This window comes from Hahella sp. HN01, from assembly GCF_018986435.1.
Lineage (GTDB): Bacteria > Pseudomonadota > Gammaproteobacteria > Pseudomonadales > Oleiphilaceae > Hahella.
Genome location: NZ_JAHMIN010000017.1, coordinates 113,901 through 127,200 on the forward strand (window position 1 = coordinate 113,901; position 13,300 = coordinate 127,200).

16 protein-coding genes are annotated in these 13,300 nt (G+C 55.0%); 12 read left to right on the forward strand and 4 right to left on the reverse strand.

What is annotated here, in order from left to right; translation table 11 throughout:
• The first annotated feature begins 19 nt into the window (after positions 1 to 19).
• Entirely contained in the window at positions 20 to 511 is a 492-nt protein-coding gene (gene gpt, locus KP814_RS17390) for a xanthine phosphoribosyltransferase (protein ID WP_127973384.1), read from the forward strand.
• 33 nt (positions 512 to 544) lie between these two features.
• Here gpt and upp read toward each other — a convergent pair whose 3' ends face one another.
• The 3 genes from upp to KP814_RS17405 all read right to left on the reverse strand — a co-directional run bounded on the left by upp (position 545) and on the right by KP814_RS17405 (position 4,243).
• On the reverse strand, positions 545 to 1,180 hold the full coding sequence (upp, locus tag KP814_RS17395) for a uracil phosphoribosyltransferase (RefSeq protein ID WP_011395043.1): 636 nt from the start codon (positions 1,178 to 1,180) through the stop codon (positions 545 to 547).
• Between the two features lie 193 nt (positions 1,181 to 1,373).
• Positions 1,374 to 2,681, reverse strand: a complete 1,308-nt coding sequence (locus KP814_RS17400; RefSeq protein ID WP_216737937.1) for a hypothetical protein — start codon at positions 2,679 to 2,681, stop codon at positions 1,374 to 1,376.
• A 107-nt stretch (positions 2,682 to 2,788) separates the two neighbouring features.
• Positions 2,789 to 4,243: a wax ester/triacylglycerol synthase family O-acyltransferase gene (locus KP814_RS17405; protein ID WP_216737938.1), complete on the reverse strand. Its 1,455-nt coding sequence runs from the start codon at positions 4,241 to 4,243 to the stop codon at positions 2,789 to 2,791.
• 449 nt (positions 4,244 to 4,692) lie between these two features.
• Here KP814_RS17405 and KP814_RS17410 point away from each other — a divergent pair, with 449 nt between their 5' ends.
• Together KP814_RS17410 and KP814_RS17415 are read left to right on the forward strand one after the other, a co-directional pair.
• The gene (locus tag KP814_RS17410; protein WP_216737939.1) at positions 4,693 to 5,622 is read left to right on the forward strand and encodes an alpha/beta hydrolase; all 930 of its coding nucleotides are present in this window, start codon (positions 4,693 to 4,695) and stop codon (positions 5,620 to 5,622) included.
• A 225-nt stretch (positions 5,623 to 5,847) separates the two neighbouring features.
• Positions 5,848 to 6,603, forward strand: a complete 756-nt coding sequence (locus KP814_RS17415) for a hypothetical protein (protein ID WP_216737940.1) — start codon at positions 5,848 to 5,850, stop codon at positions 6,601 to 6,603.
• Between the two features lie 26 nt (positions 6,604 to 6,629).
• On the opposite strand, the gene KP814_RS17420 is transcribed toward KP814_RS17415, so the two are convergent.
• A complete protein-coding gene (locus KP814_RS17420) occupies positions 6,630 to 6,911 on the reverse strand; it encodes a polyhydroxyalkanoic acid system family protein (protein WP_127973390.1) in 282 nt (93 codons plus the stop codon).
• 157 nt (positions 6,912 to 7,068) lie between these two features.
• Here KP814_RS17420 and ubiE point away from each other — a divergent pair, with 157 nt between their 5' ends.
• The 9 genes from ubiE to KP814_RS17465 all read left to right on the forward strand — a co-directional run bounded on the left by ubiE (position 7,069) and on the right by KP814_RS17465 (position 13,242).
• Positions 7,069 to 7,818, forward strand: a complete 750-nt coding sequence (gene ubiE, locus KP814_RS17425; RefSeq protein WP_127973391.1) for a bifunctional demethylmenaquinone methyltransferase/2-methoxy-6-polyprenyl-1,4-benzoquinol methylase UbiE — start codon at positions 7,069 to 7,071, stop codon at positions 7,816 to 7,818.
• A 1-nt stretch (position 7,819) separates the two neighbouring features.
• Entirely contained in the window at positions 7,820 to 8,452 is a 633-nt protein-coding gene (locus KP814_RS17430) for an SCP2 domain-containing protein (protein WP_216737941.1), read from the forward strand.
• Positions 8,449 to 10,089, forward strand: coding sequence for a ubiquinone biosynthesis regulatory protein kinase UbiB (gene ubiB, locus KP814_RS17435; RefSeq protein ID WP_127973393.1), 1,641 nt, complete (start codon positions 8,449 to 8,451; stop codon positions 10,087 to 10,089). The genes KP814_RS17430 and ubiB overlap by 4 nt, the downstream gene beginning before the upstream one ends.
• 66 nt (positions 10,090 to 10,155) lie before the next feature.
• Positions 10,156 to 10,545, forward strand: coding sequence for a phosphoribosyl-AMP cyclohydrolase (gene hisI, locus KP814_RS17440; RefSeq protein ID WP_127973394.1), 390 nt, complete (start codon positions 10,156 to 10,158; stop codon positions 10,543 to 10,545).
• Between the two features lie 109 nt (positions 10,546 to 10,654).
• Positions 10,655 to 10,987 carry a phosphoribosyl-ATP diphosphatase gene (locus KP814_RS17445; RefSeq protein ID WP_127973395.1) on the forward strand — a complete coding sequence of 111 codons (333 nt, stop codon included), beginning with the start codon at positions 10,655 to 10,657 and terminating at the stop codon, positions 10,985 to 10,987.
• 81 nt (positions 10,988 to 11,068) lie between these two features.
• Positions 11,069 to 11,311, forward strand: a complete 243-nt coding sequence (tatA, locus tag KP814_RS17450; protein ID WP_216737942.1) for a Sec-independent protein translocase subunit TatA — start codon at positions 11,069 to 11,071, stop codon at positions 11,309 to 11,311.
• Positions 11,312 to 11,335: 24 nt separating this feature from the next.
• Complete coding sequence (gene tatB / locus KP814_RS17455; protein WP_216737943.1) at positions 11,336 to 11,746, forward strand: Sec-independent protein translocase protein TatB; 411 nt, start codon at positions 11,336 to 11,338, stop codon at positions 11,744 to 11,746.
• Positions 11,733 to 12,512, forward strand: coding sequence for a twin-arginine translocase subunit TatC (tatC, locus tag KP814_RS17460; RefSeq protein WP_253938449.1), 780 nt, complete (start codon positions 11,733 to 11,735; stop codon positions 12,510 to 12,512). The genes tatB and tatC overlap by 14 nt, the downstream gene beginning before the upstream one ends.
• Before the next feature lie 22 nt (positions 12,513 to 12,534).
• Entirely contained in the window at positions 12,535 to 13,242 is a 708-nt protein-coding gene (locus KP814_RS17465; protein WP_216737944.1) for a 16S rRNA (uracil(1498)-N(3))-methyltransferase, read from the forward strand.
• Positions 13,243 to 13,300 lie beyond the last annotated feature (58 nt).

Genomic DNA, 13,300 nt, shown 5'->3' on the forward strand with positions numbered 1-13,300 from the left:
AAAGTGACCTAAGCAGACTATGAGCGACAGTAGATACCATCAAACCATCTTTATTTCGTGGGAAGAACTTCATCGGGACACGCGGATGTTATGCCGCAAGCTGATCGATATGGGCCGCTGGAAAGGCATTATCGCCATCACCCGCGGAGGCTTGATCCCCGCCGGCATTATCGCTCGCGAATTGGGTATTCGCTACATCGACACCGTTTGCGCCGTCAGCTATGAAGAGCAGAAGCAGTCCGATGACGTCAACGTCATCAAAAGCTTTGACGCTTCCGTCATTGGCGACGGTGAAGGCTATCTGCTGGTGGATGATCTGGTGGATACGGGTAAAACCGCCAAAGTGGTGCGCAACCTGATTCCCAATGCATTCTTCGCCACGCTTTATGCCAAACCACTGGGTCGGCCTTTTGTGGACCTGTGCATCAAAGAAGTGTCTCAGGAAACCTGGATGCGTTTCCCCTGGGACATGGAACTGAACTACTCAACGCCGCTGGTGGACCGGCTCTAAGAGCCGGCCTCTCCCAGGCAGAAAGCGCGAAGGTTAGCTCTTCTGCTTGGTGCCGAAAATGCGGTCGCCGGCGTCGCCCAGACCAGGCAGGATATAACCTTTCTCATTGAGCCTTTCATCAATGGCGGCGGTGTAGATGTGCACGTCAGGATGGGCTTTCTCTACTGCGGCGATGCCCTCCGGCGCCGCCACCAGCACTAATGCGCGGATTTCGGAGCAGCCTGCTTTCTTAAGCAGATCGATTGTGGAAATCATAGAGCCGCCGGTCGCCAGCATGGGGTCGATGATCAAGGCCAGACGCTGATCCAGTTCACCCACCAGCTTTTCCAGATAGGTTTTCGCTTCCAGGGTTTCTTCGTTGCGAACCTGCCCCACTACGCTGACTTTGGCTGCGGGAATCAGAGATAAAACGCCGTCCAGCATACCCAGTCCTGCGCGCAGAATCGGCACGACGGTTACTTTCTTGCCTTTCAGCTTCTCCACTTCCACCGGCCCGGCCCAACCTTGCACAACCTCCGTGCCCAAGTTGAAATCTTTACTCGCTTCATAAGTCAGCAACGCTCCCACTTCCTGAGCGAGTTCGCGAAAGCTTTTGGTGCTGATTTCAGCCCGCCGCATCAGGCCGATTTTATGACGGACCAAGGGATGGCGGATTTCATGGGTAGGCATAGGATATCTCCGGCAAGACCCGAAAAGCAGGAGCGCTTTCCGGGCATCAGGTAATCTGAATATAAACGCGCAAAATGCTAGCGTATTTTGCGCGTCCACACATCCCTGCAGACGGAAATCTTGCGTGAAAATTGCAGATATATCGGCAAGATGGCCTTTATTGTTTTTATCCGTCCCGATCTTACCGTTCCAGTTACTCTTCTTGCCCCACCGGTTTCTGATTTTTCATAGCGACGCCGAAGCCGATCTTACCGTTTGCAGGATCACTGGCGTCAAACACCAGCAATTCGCCATCGGCAGATGCGATTCCCATACGGCCGCTGTATGTCAGCTCGCCGTTCGACTCCACGTTATAGGAGACGCTCAGATTACGCGTCGCAATTCCCGCCGAAGCGCGTATCTGACTGTCAACGCCTGCCCCCGCGCCATCCAGCGTCAAACGACTGAACGTCGCCTGAGGGATGTCCTGATCTTCGATCACGACGCCCAGCCAGTACTCTCCCTGCAGAACGTTATTCGCCATATCCGTGGCGGTGCGCAGACATATCGCCGAGCTTGCCACCGGTCGCCAGCCGCCGACTTCCGCGTTGCCGGGACTGTCGTCTTCGGGTGGCGTTACAGGGACCTGCTCTTTCCAGGCCACCCGGGAAAAATGGAACACCCGACCATCAGGGGAAGCTCCTCCCAGAGTGCGTACGCTCCAGCGACAGGGGACATAGACTGGGTTACCGTCGTTATCCACTGGACAGTCCAACGTGTATCCAGCGTTCTGGACAACCTCATCAAACGCCTCGTCCAAAGCCGGATCGGACCAGCTTAGAACCGCCTCGTCGTTAAAAGAGTAAGCAATCGACCGGCTTTCAGAGCCTGCGCCCACGCCGGTGCTGCCTATACGCTGTAAGACACCATTTCCATCTGCGTCTAAAGTAGCTTTGTGAATCTGCACGGTGAGCTTGTTATCGGCGCCGCTGGGGAAATAGGTTTCCTCAATGCAGAGATAATCGCCCTGGGCGAGGTCTGGTTTCTGATAGACGATATCGCCGTCCGGGTTCTCGGCGGTAGCAGTTTCATCGACTTTTACGCCAGCGTAGAAAGTGGTGCTGATGGCGGCGACATCCGTCAGGAAGAACAGATCGCCTGCGGCGCTGATGCCGCCGTATCGCGAGCCGGAGGCATTCATGAAGCCCGCGTCGTCAAATTTGTATTTAGGCGTATTGATTTTGGCGTAACCGCCATTGCCGCCTTTATCCAAGAGGTCGCCCAGCCCTGCGCGGGAGTTGCCGCTGATGATTGAACGCATTACGCGCCCCTGATCCCGCTGCAGCGAGATTTCCGACGCATATTGCAAGCCGCTGAGAACAAAGTCCGGGCTTGGTACGGTAGGATCTTTAGGTTTAGTTTCCAGCTTTTCGCAGCCCTGCAGAGTCACTGCAACCGCTACGACGATAAGCGCACTTCGGGACCAATGCACAGGCCCCTGGTTGTATTTATTGTTATTCATCGCAATCAAAGAGCTCAGTAGGGAGTTACCAACTGCAATCTTAGGTTACACAAAGATAAATTCATTGATGCAATTGGCAAAAGCGGCGCATTGCGCGCCGCCTGTGCTCAAGCTTTGCGATGGGAGCGGGCTTCCGCCGCCTGCCAGGTCATGCCGGTGAGAGAACAGTATTCTTCCAGAGAGTCGATCATCGCGCGGGTCAGTTCAGCAGGCTCCGGCAACAGCGCCCGATCCGCGTTGATGCCGATCTGCACGGACTGGTTGTAACTCAACAGGCTGACGCCGAGCCCGATATCGCCCGTCTGCGGCACCCAGAACATTAACTCTTTTACTTTGCTGCCCGCCAGATAACGAGCGCGACGCGCGCCGGGCACATTAGAAAGCACCATCGACGTCTTATTACTGAAAAGCTCCAACAGCGGTTGTTGCACTCCTTGGGGAAACAGCCCCATTGCGGTGAGCAATGCATGAGAAAGGCTGGGTTGCATCGACTCTTTCAGCGCCGCCATATCGTGTTTGATCTTGTACAGGCGCTCAATGGGGTTGCCGATGCCCGCCGCCAGCGGAACGAAGACCGTTCCGAACTGATTGCCCAACTCCTGTAACTGTTCCCTGCCTAATCTAGTCTCCAATGGCCGCAGGTTGACGGGCAAAGTGGCGTGCAAACGCACCCCGTCCACCTGATCCATTCGATCCTGCAACAGGCGTCTTAAGCCGCCGCTGACGCAACTGAGCAACACGTCGTTGATGCTGCAGCCAAACGCCTGGGCGACTTCTTTAAACTTATGCAGGGGAATCAATTCAGACCAGGTGCAGCATTTCATGACGCCCAGCTCACCACGCAAAGGCGTGGTATCGTCCGCCTCCAGCGCCGCCAGACGCGCAATCTCCGCAGCCCCGTTCAGCCCCTGTCTGACGCCCTCCACGGCATAACCGGGTTCGCGGAGGATACTTTTACCCTCTTCCGCAATGCGATAGCGCAGCTTGGTGCACTTTTCCACCGCCCGGGACAGCGTCTCCATGCCCATGACAAAAGACTGCCGCGCACGCACGCCGGCGTCTCGCTGCTTGCCTGGGTCCAGAGGAAATGGATTGATGTTGGGAGACTGGTCGGACAGCGAACCAAACACCGCCACCAGCGCCAGGCCGTCCGCATAGCAATGATGCACCCGCATCACGCAGACATGATGATCGCCATAATTTTCAATGAGATAGACCTGCCACAACGGCTTACCCGGGTCTAAAGGCGTGCTCATCAGGTCGCCAATGAATTTTTCCAGAGCGCCTTTATCCGCCGGCTGCGGCAGAGCGACTTTGCGAACGTGGTAATCCAGAGAGAAGTAGGGATCTTCTTCCCAAAAATAGAATCCAGAATGATTAACCGGCTTTTGCCGAAAGCGGGGAAAGGCCAGAAACCGGGAGTTGATGAGTTCTTTCAGTTTGTTGAAGGGAATCGGCTCCACCACCGCCATCGCGGTGATCACCATCAGGTTTGTCGGACGATCCAACCGTAACCAGGCTGAATCAACGCCGCTTACCGGCTCAAAGTGATTATCTGACATGAGCTTTCGCCGCACCTCCCCCTACAATTCGGTCATTAGCCATATTGGCTGAAAATCGCAAACTTCTTTACAGAGCGATTACAAATTTTAACACTGGCTCAAAAGCGGCAATCCTATAATCAAAGTGCGACAACCTGACTGCCTGGTTGGATTTTGCCGGATTTTTCGAGCAGAAACCGGCGAGTTTGCGGAATGCGCCCTGGCAGTTTAACTGATGTGTCCATGGGGAAACCATAGAGCATCAGGCGACACTTTATATATAAGACTTAAGATTAGCCTCCAAGCTTACGAAATAGGCGCCATAATTAACCTATAGGCGCAAACAACCAAAGTGTCGTCCAGTTGCGAGTTCATACAAATATAATAAACCCGTTGTTGTTTCAGCCATAGGAGACGAGCGTCTCCAAGCGTGCGGAAAACGGGGCGGCGCGACGGTGGGAGTTACTACCATGAAAGCAGTCCATGCCCGTAAGTTGTTACGACCAATTGATCCGGCCTATACCGAGATGTTTTCCGGTAAGGTCTACTCCGTGGGAAAAGGCGCGGTCTCCCTCCGCAATCATAGCGCTCCGGCGGAAAACACCGTCATCGGCGTCCACGGATTTCTGGAAAATCACTGTTACTTCACCCAGACCTATCAGGCTCCCGACACGGAGCTGATCCTGCTCACCTGCAGCAATTACCATATTCCCGTCAGCGGACCGACCTTGGAGTCCGCGCCCTGGCAGACGCCCATCAAATATCTTGAAGCGACCATTGAGTACGACGCCGCCGTTCTTAATCAGGTGCTGCAGAATATGCCCAGCACCAATCGGGTGCGGGTGCATGGTCACTCTCGGGGCGGCGCCGTCATTCTGGAAGCCATCAAGCAGTGGCCCGAACTCTACGCCAATGTGGATGTCGTGCTGGAAGCGCCAGTATTGCCACAAGGCAAGCTGCACGCACTGGCCCGCGCATTGCTCGACCCGGTCAGTCACGGCATGTGGCCCTGGGTGATCCGTCTGGTCAACAGCGCTCCTTCCACCACTTACGGGCAAACTTTCTTCGGCAGAATGAATCCCCGCAAACGGGTATTGTTGGATCGTCTGTTTTCATCCACACGGGACCATCTCACCATTGTGCGCAATATCGAGAATATTCTGGCCTGGATGGAAAAAGGCGACATGACGGCTTACGAGCACATGCGTCATGGCACCATCCTGATTCCCAAGATCGATCGCATTCTGGACCGGGACGCCATGCTGCAAAGCGCCGAAAACTCTCCCAACGCCATACGCATCATTGAAACCGGCGCCACCAGCCACTTTATCACTCTGGACAGCCAGGAATGGGTGCCGCCGCTATCGCTACTCCCCAATGCGGCCGTCGCCGGCGCCTGACACTCTGCTGACAGCTCACTTCCGGCCAGGGACGCGCCGGTTTGATCTCCTCCAAGCCCTCACAACTGAGTAACCAATCACAAACTACGGGAACGCGACAAAAAGTTAGGTAGGCTTTTCTAATCTATCTTTAGTAAACTTGCCGCCAATCATTCATAAGTTGCGATGAGCCATCGCATTTACGCCGAAAGACTGTTTTCTGAAGCCAAATGGCGGGGATCACTCATGTCCAAAGAGAAACTGTTAAGCGTCAACGCAAGAACCGCCAACGCCCGACGCCTGCAACAGTTACTGCTGGACTACCACAACTATCGCCTGCAGAGAGACGAGCATCCCCTGGCGCAGGACATTGATCGGCTATGCGACTGGCAGGCGGATCGCCTCAAAAGAACCCATAATGACCTGTACAGCAATCAGCGCTACCACGAAGCGTTAGACTTCCTGCTGAAAGATCTTTATTCCCCCAAGGAATTCACTCGCCGCGACGCCGATCTGGAAAGGGTGTTTCCGGTGATAGTGAAACTGCTTCCCGATTCCGCGCTGCATACAATCGCCGACCTGGTTGAGTTGAACCTGCTCACGCAACAATTGGATGAGCATATCGCCACCGTATTGCGGGAAATGCGCGTCGAACGTATCACCGAGGACAACTATGCGGAGGCCTTCCGGCGTTGCGATAATTTCGCCTCCCGGCGTCGCCAGATCACGCTCATCGACAAAACCGGTCATGAGCTGGAAAAGTATGTGAAAAGCCGCTTCGTGAGCTTCAGCCTCAAAATTACCGAAGGTCCAGCGGAAATAGCGGGCCTGGGACAGTTGCACAACTTCCTGTCCAGAGGCTTCAAGGCGTTTAAGGAAATGGGCGGGGTCAGTCAGTTATTGCGCGTGATCATGCAGAGGGAAAGCCACATCCTGGAACAAATCCAGGTTAACGCGGACTCTCCCTTCACCCTGCCGGATAATCTGCGCGCTTACGCCTGACTATAACGAGACGTATGCCGGAATGATCAGGCTTTCTTCAGCAGCCCGTCCAAGTGGCTGTGAATTTCCTGCTCAATGCGGTCTTTGAAGGGACGGAATAAGAAGCCCAATTCCATGTGCAGATGAATCTGGCTCTCCGCTACTTCCAGCTGCCCCTTAACTCCGCTGCGATGAAAGCGCAGAACTTTATCCTCCCACTCATAGTCGACGCTGAACCGCTCGGACAGGCTCTGCGCCAGTTCGTCCGCCGCCTGCACGGCATGATCCATATCAAGATTATGTTCACGGGTGAGTTCGATCACTGACATCTATAAAACTCTTTGGTTAATTGCGGAGGCTATTGTTTATGGGTTTTCGTCATGTAAATCAAGCAAAAAAATCCCACCTTGGGCTGCGAATCGCGGGTAGGACTTTCCCCGGGACACAGGTAGAATACCGCACAATTATTTTTACGGGAGCAACCTAATGACAGAGCGGGACACCACCCACTTCGGTTACAAACAGGTGCCGGTCACAGATAAAGAAAGCCATGTGGCCAAAGTGTTCGACTCGGTCGCCGCCAAGTACGACTTGATGAACGACCTCATGTCGATGGGCATTCACCGCCTCTGGAAACGCTTCACTATCGATAAAAGCGGCGTCCGCGCCGGCGCATCGGTTCTGGACATCGCGGGCGGCACCGGAGACCTGACTAAAAAGTTCTCACGTCTGGTCGGCCCGTCCGGCAAAGTGGTTCTCGCAGACATTAACGCTTCCATGCTGCAGGTTGGCCGCAACCAGCTGCTGGATCACGGCTACGGCGACAACATCGAATTTGTACAGGCCAACGCCGAGGCGCTGCCCTTCCCTGACAATAGTTTTGATTGCGTCAGCATCGCCTTCGGTCTGCGCAATGTGACGGACAAAGATCAAGCGCTGCGGGAAATGCAGCGGGTGCTGCGTCCTGGCGGGCGCCTGCTGGTGCTGGAGTTCTCCAAGCCCACCAACCCCATTGTCTCCAAAGCTTACGACGCTTACTCCTTCTCCGCGTTGCCACTGATGGGCAGTCTTGTCGCGCAGGACAGCGAAAGCTATCGCTACCTCGCCGAGTCCATCCGCATGCACCCGGACCAGGAAACTCTCAAGTCGATGATGGAGCAGGCCGGACTCTGCTTGTGCAAGTACTACAACCTCACCAGCGGCGTAGTCGCGCTGCATACCGGCGTCAAAGCCTGATATGAGCGCCTTCGACCCGCTTCTCCTCACCGCCCTCAATGCGACGGCGGAACGCATCGCGGCGGAGATACTTCGCTACGACGCCGGTTCCGCAGCACGCTTGGCGGAGCTGGACGGCAAGTGGGCCCAGTTATCGTTAACGCCCTTCAACCTGTCTCTGTACGTCAGGTTGGGCGAACGCCCCCGTTTTGCAGATGAAGCCTGCGGCGACGTCGATCTCATCATTCAGGGCTCCCCTGGCGACTTCCTGAGTTATTTACAGAACAAAGGAGGCGCGCAAAACATCCACATCCAGGGCGATATGGGCCTGGCGCAGCGCCTCGCCGCCATCGCCAACAATCTGGAAGTGGACTGGGAAGCCAAACTGGCCGAGCATCTTGGCGATATGCCCGCCCACTTTCTGGGTACGCGATTGCGAGGCTTCGGTCGCTGGGTGAAACATGTGGGCGACAGCTTCCGCCGTGACGCGGAAGAGTATGTACACCATGAAGCCCGCACCGCGCCAAGCAAAGATGAAATGAACTACTGGGCGGATGAGGTCGACCGCGTCCGAATGGATTACGATCGTCTGGAAGCCCGTCTGCAACGCCTGCAACAAGCCCTTAATCCCGCAGTAAAAGACACTGATAAGTGAGAAGAATTAACCGCCTTATTCAAATCGTCTGGGTGATCTGCCGCTATCGGCTTGATGAGTTCGCCCCCTTGACCTTATTGCCGCTGCCATTGCGCCTGTTGTTTTTGCTGGCGCCCTGGCGTCTGTTTCCCAAGCCGCAAATACCCCGCGGCGAGCGCCTGAGACGCGCGCTGGAGGAATTGGGGCCCATATTCGTCAAATTCGGCCAGATACTCTCCACCCGTAAAGACTTGCTGCCGGAAGATCTGGCGGATGAGCTCAAGCGTCTGCAGGACAAAGTCCCCCCCTTCGCCAGCGACTCGGCCGTACGGATCATCGAGGAGTCGCTGAAGTCCCCGATTTCAGAGCTCTTCGCCGACTTCCAGACTTACCCGATGGCGTCCGCCTCCATCGCGCAAGTGCACGCCGCCACTTTGAAAAACGGCAAGGAAGTGGTGGTGAAAGTTATCCGCCCCAACATAGAAAAGACCATTCGCCTGGATATCGCACTGATGTTACTGGTCGCGCGACTGGTCGAAAACTACTGGGAAGACGGTAAGCGCCTACACCCAATCGAGGTCGTGCGCGATTACGAGCACACGATTCTGGACGAGCTGGACCTGCAGCGGGAGGCCGCCAATACGTCCCAGCTCAAGCGCAATTTCGCCGGCTCCGAGCTGATCTATATCCCCGAAGTCTACTGGGAGATGACTCACTCCCGCGTCCTGGTCATGGAGCGTATCTATGGCGTTCCCATCGCGGACGTGGAGCAGTTGCGCAAAGCCAACGTTAATATGAAGCTGTTAGCGGAGCGTGGGGTGGAAATTTTCTTCACCCAGGTGTTCCGAGACAGTTTCTTCCACGCCGACATGCATCCCGGCAATATTTTTGTGGATGTCAGTAATCCCGCCAATCCGCGCTATATCGCAATCGACTGCGGCATCGTCGGCACACTGACGCCGGAAGACCAATCTTATTTAGCCAGAAACCTGCTGGCCTTTTTCCGCCGCGATTATCGTCAGGTGGCGGTGCTGCATATATCCTCAGGCTGGGTTCCGGGACATACTCGCGTCAATGAATTCGAAGCCGCTATTCGCACGGTCTGCGAGCCCATCTTCGAGCGTCCGCTGAAAGACATTTCTTTCGGACAGTTCCTGGTGCGGTTATTTCAAACAGCGCGCCGTTTCGATATGGAAGTGCAGCCGCAATTGGTGTTGTTGCAGAAGACCTTATTAAATATTGAAGGGCTGGGACGCCAGCTTTATCCAGATCTGGACCTGTGGTCCACTGCGCAGCCTTTCCTGGAAAACTGGATGAAACAGCGCATCGCGCCGCCAGGGCTTCTAAAGGCTATTAAGCAGCATGCGCCAGACTGGATTGAGCAGACGCCTGAGTTGCCGCAGATTCTGTACGAAGCCTTTGATCAGCTGCGTCATCTGGACCGCTACAACCAAGCTAACCAGGATAGTCTGGCGAGTTTGAGTCGCGCGTTTGAAAAGGACAAGCAGCAACGGCGCGACTTCTGGCTCGCGGGTTTGGTGCTGGCGTCCGCTGCGGCGATGGCGATTGGCGATCAACCCTTGCGCCTGACGGAGCTGCCATGGCCCTCCGTGACACTCGCCGTCGCCGGTCTTTACTTGCTTATGCGCCCCAAATAGCGCGATAGTAAGGGTGCAGTTTACAAATTTGTGACAACCTCCGACTTAAGAAATAAAACGGTAACAATGACAGAGCAAAATTGGCGCCTCGCGATAAAGTGGAATAACGACGGCCTTATCCCCGTCATCGCCCAGGACAACGATACTGGAACCGTGCTGATGATGGCGTGGATGAACGAAGACGCGTTGTCTGCAACGATAGCCAAGCAGGAAGCGGTGTATTGGTCCCGTTCCCGGGAAAAACTCTGGCATAAAGGCGAGACCTCCGGGCACGTGCAGAAAGTAAAAGATATTCTACTGGACTGTGACGGCGACACATTGCTGCTGAAAGTTGAACAAATTGGTGGAATTGCTTGTCATACCGGGCGTGAGAACTGTTTTTTCCGTTCTCTTGACGCACAAGAGTGGAAGGTCAACGCGCCGGTTAAGAAAGATCCGAAAGATATCTACGGATAAGCGCCCGCCCTCTGCGCCCCTCACTCTCTCATTGATTGGTGAAGTAGCGGCTCGGCAGGCGATATAAAGATTTAGACAATTTGTTTTCAGAGGCTTGGAAAAGCGCAACATGAACGACATATTGACCCAGCTCGGCAAAGTGCTCGAAGAGCGCAAGCTGGCCGATCCGGATTCATCCTACGTCGCCAGTCTGCACGCGAAAGGATTGAATAAAATTCTGGAGAAAGTCGGCGAAGAATGCACCGAGACCATCCTCGCCGCCAAAGATGCGGAACTGGACGGTTCAACGCATAATGTAATTTATGAAACGGCGGACCTGTGGTTTCACAGTCTGGTGATGTTGAGTCACCTGAACATCGGTCCACAGGAAATCATGCAGGAGCTGGCCCGGCGCTTTGACATTTCGGGTCTTGAGGAAAAAGCCTCGCGAGGCAAGAAATAACCGCGGACAGTCCGCACCGGCGCTAACGCTGGACTTGTAGGATTTGGTAATCAGGCAGTAATACTTCAAAGGAGCACAATCATGGGCATATCCATGTGGCAACTACTCATCGTTCTGGTAATCATCGTGCTGCTATTCGGTACGAAAAAGCTGAAGAACATTGGCGGCGATCTGGGCGGAGCGGTGAAAGGCTTTAAAAAAGCCATGAGCGATGGCGAGTCCGAGGAAGACAAAGAGCCCAAGAAGCTGTCGCAAAATGAGAGCCGCACCATCGAAGGCTCCGTAGAGCGCAACGACGCGAAGACTGAATCCAAACACAGCTGATCCACATCGGACGACCCATAGCTTATGTTCGATATCGGATTCCCAGAGCTCGTGCTGGTTGCGGTAATTGGCCTGCTGGTGCTGGGCCCGGAGCGCCTCCCTTACGCCGCGCGCAAAACCGGCTTGTGGGTAGGTCGCATCCGCCGTATGGTCAGTCAGATGTCCTCTGAGATAGACCGGCAATTAAAGGCCGAGGAAATGCGGGAACGACTGCGCAAAGAAGGCGATACGCTTGGCCTGGAGAAAATCCAGCAAACCGTCAACGATGCGCTGGCGGAAGCGAAGAAATACGAGGACATGGTTGAGAAGAACCCGGCTACGCCGATGTCCTCCAAAGCCAGCCCGCCCCAAAAGCCGTCTTCCGGGCATGACTCACAACCGGTAGAATCCCACTCCCATTCCGACGACGCCCCCAAGCAGCATGACCGCTCCTGAAATGACTCCGCGCGACGACAACGTAGATAAAGAACTGCCGTTATTTGATCACCTGGTTGAACTGCGCAACCGCTTGCTGCATTCCGTTTTGGCGGTGCTGGTGGCGTTCTTACCCTTATACGCGTTTCGCAATGAAATCTACGCCTATATGGCCAAACCGCTGCGCGCGGCGATGCCGGAAGGGGCCACCATGATCGCAACCGAAGTGGCGTCGCCGTTTCTGGCGCCCTTCAAGCTGACCATGGTGTTGGCGATCTTTCTCATGATTCCGTTCATTCTCTATCAGATCTGGTCGTTCATCGCTCCCGCGCTGTATAAGCACGAGAAAAAGCTGGCGATCCCGCTTCTGGTAAGCAGCGTGCTCCTGTTTTATCTGGGCGTCGCCTTCGCCTACTACGTGGTGTTTCCGCTGGCGTTCAACTTTTTCGCCAGCGCCAGCCCTGAAGGCGTAACGGTGATGACGGACATCAACAAATATTTGGACTTCATCCTCAAGCTGTTTTTCGCGTTCGGTTTCGCCTTCGAAATCCCTATCGCCACCGTGTTGATGGTCAAGGTCGGCATTACCAACGTGGCCAGCCTGCGGGAGAAACGCCCTTACATTGTGGTTATCTGCTTTATCATCGGCATGTTGTTGACGCCCCCCGACGTTATTTCGCAGACCTTACTGGCGGTGCCAATGTGGCTGCTGTTTGAAGTCGGCGTCTTATGTAGCCGCTGGGTGGAGCCAACTGCGGATTCCAACTCAGAATCCATCAATACCTGATTCCCGACTTAGTTCTGACTTTATGAATATCCTGTTGTTCTCCGCAGAAGAGCTTTCCGCGTCCGGTCAGCTCTCGCTCACCGACAGACGCGCAGAGCATTTGCGCAAAGTATTGAAAGCCCAGGCCGGTGACGATATCCGCGTCGGCCAGATCAATGGAGAGATGGGAACCGCTCGCTTACTTGATATCAACGAGGAGCGCGCGCGCCTGGAAGTGACTCTAAACGCCGAAGCGCCGCCGCCATTGGACCTGACCCTGATCCTGGCGTTACCCCGCCCCAAGATGATGCGCAGAGTGATTCAGAGCACGGTATCACTGGGAGTGAAACGCATCTACTTGATCAACTCCTACAAGGTGGAAAAAAGCTACTGGCAAACCCCTTGGCTGGAGGCCGCCTCACTGAGAGAAAACAGCCTCTTGGGTCTGGAGCAGGGAGTGGACACGGTGCTTCCCGAAATCCATATGCGCAAACTGTTCAAACCCTTTGTGGAAGACGAGCTGCCGCAAATCATCGCTGGAAGCGACGCCTGGGTGGCGCACCCCACCTCCGAGGCGCAGTCGCCACACGTCAACGGGCCGCTGACATTGGCGGTAGGACCCGAGGGCGGTTTTACGCCTTATGAAGTGAAAAAGCTGGAGGAAATCGGCTTTATGGGCTTCACCCTGGGTAAGCGCATACTTCGCGTAGAAACGGTTATTCCCGCGCTAATCGGCAAGCTATATCTGTAAATCGCACGGCGGCGAGCGCTATCAGAAAGCCGTCGCCGCCACAGACTCGTCACCGTCT

Bases quoted from the DNA above. Each gene is read 5' to 3' on its own strand.
- ubiE (WP_127973391.1), top strand. From the start codon at position 7,069: ATGACAGAGCGGGACACCACCCACTTCGGTTACAAACAGGTGCCGGTC.
- KP814_RS17420 (WP_127973390.1), bottom strand. From the start codon at position 6,911: ATGTCAGTGATCGAACTCACCCGTGAACATAATCTTGATATGGATCAT.
- KP814_RS17410 (WP_216737939.1), top strand. From the start codon at position 4,693: ATGAAAGCAGTCCATGCCCGTAAGTTGTTACGACCAATTGATCCGGCC.
- KP814_RS17430 (WP_216737941.1), top strand. From the start codon at position 7,820: ATGAGCGCCTTCGACCCGCTTCTCCTCACCGCCCTCAATGCGACGGCG.
- gpt (WP_127973384.1), top strand. From the start codon at position 20: ATGAGCGACAGTAGATACCATCAAACCATCTTTATTTCGTGGGAAGAA.
- KP814_RS17415 (WP_216737940.1), top strand. From the start codon at position 5,848: ATGTCCAAAGAGAAACTGTTAAGCGTCAACGCAAGAACCGCCAACGCC.
- KP814_RS17445 (WP_127973395.1), top strand. From the start codon at position 10,655: ATGAACGACATATTGACCCAGCTCGGCAAAGTGCTCGAAGAGCGCAAG.
- hisI (WP_127973394.1), top strand. From the start codon at position 10,156: ATGACAGAGCAAAATTGGCGCCTCGCGATAAAGTGGAATAACGACGGC.
- upp (WP_011395043.1), bottom strand. From the start codon at position 1,180: ATGCCTACCCATGAAATCCGCCATCCCTTGGTCCGTCATAAAATCGGC.
- KP814_RS17400 (WP_216737937.1), bottom strand. From the start codon at position 2,681: ATGAATAACAATAAATACAACCAGGGGCCTGTGCATTGGTCCCGAAGT.
- KP814_RS17465 (WP_216737944.1), top strand. From the start codon at position 12,535: ATGAATATCCTGTTGTTCTCCGCAGAAGAGCTTTCCGCGTCCGGTCAG.
- KP814_RS17405 (WP_216737938.1), bottom strand. From the start codon at position 4,243: ATGTCAGATAATCACTTTGAGCCGGTAAGCGGCGTTGATTCAGCCTGG.
- tatA (WP_216737942.1), top strand. From the start codon at position 11,069: ATGGGCATATCCATGTGGCAACTACTCATCGTTCTGGTAATCATCGTG.
- tatC (WP_253938449.1), top strand. From the start codon at position 11,733: ATGACCGCTCCTGAAATGACTCCGCGCGACGACAACGTAGATAAAGAA.
- tatB (WP_216737943.1), top strand. From the start codon at position 11,336: ATGTTCGATATCGGATTCCCAGAGCTCGTGCTGGTTGCGGTAATTGGC.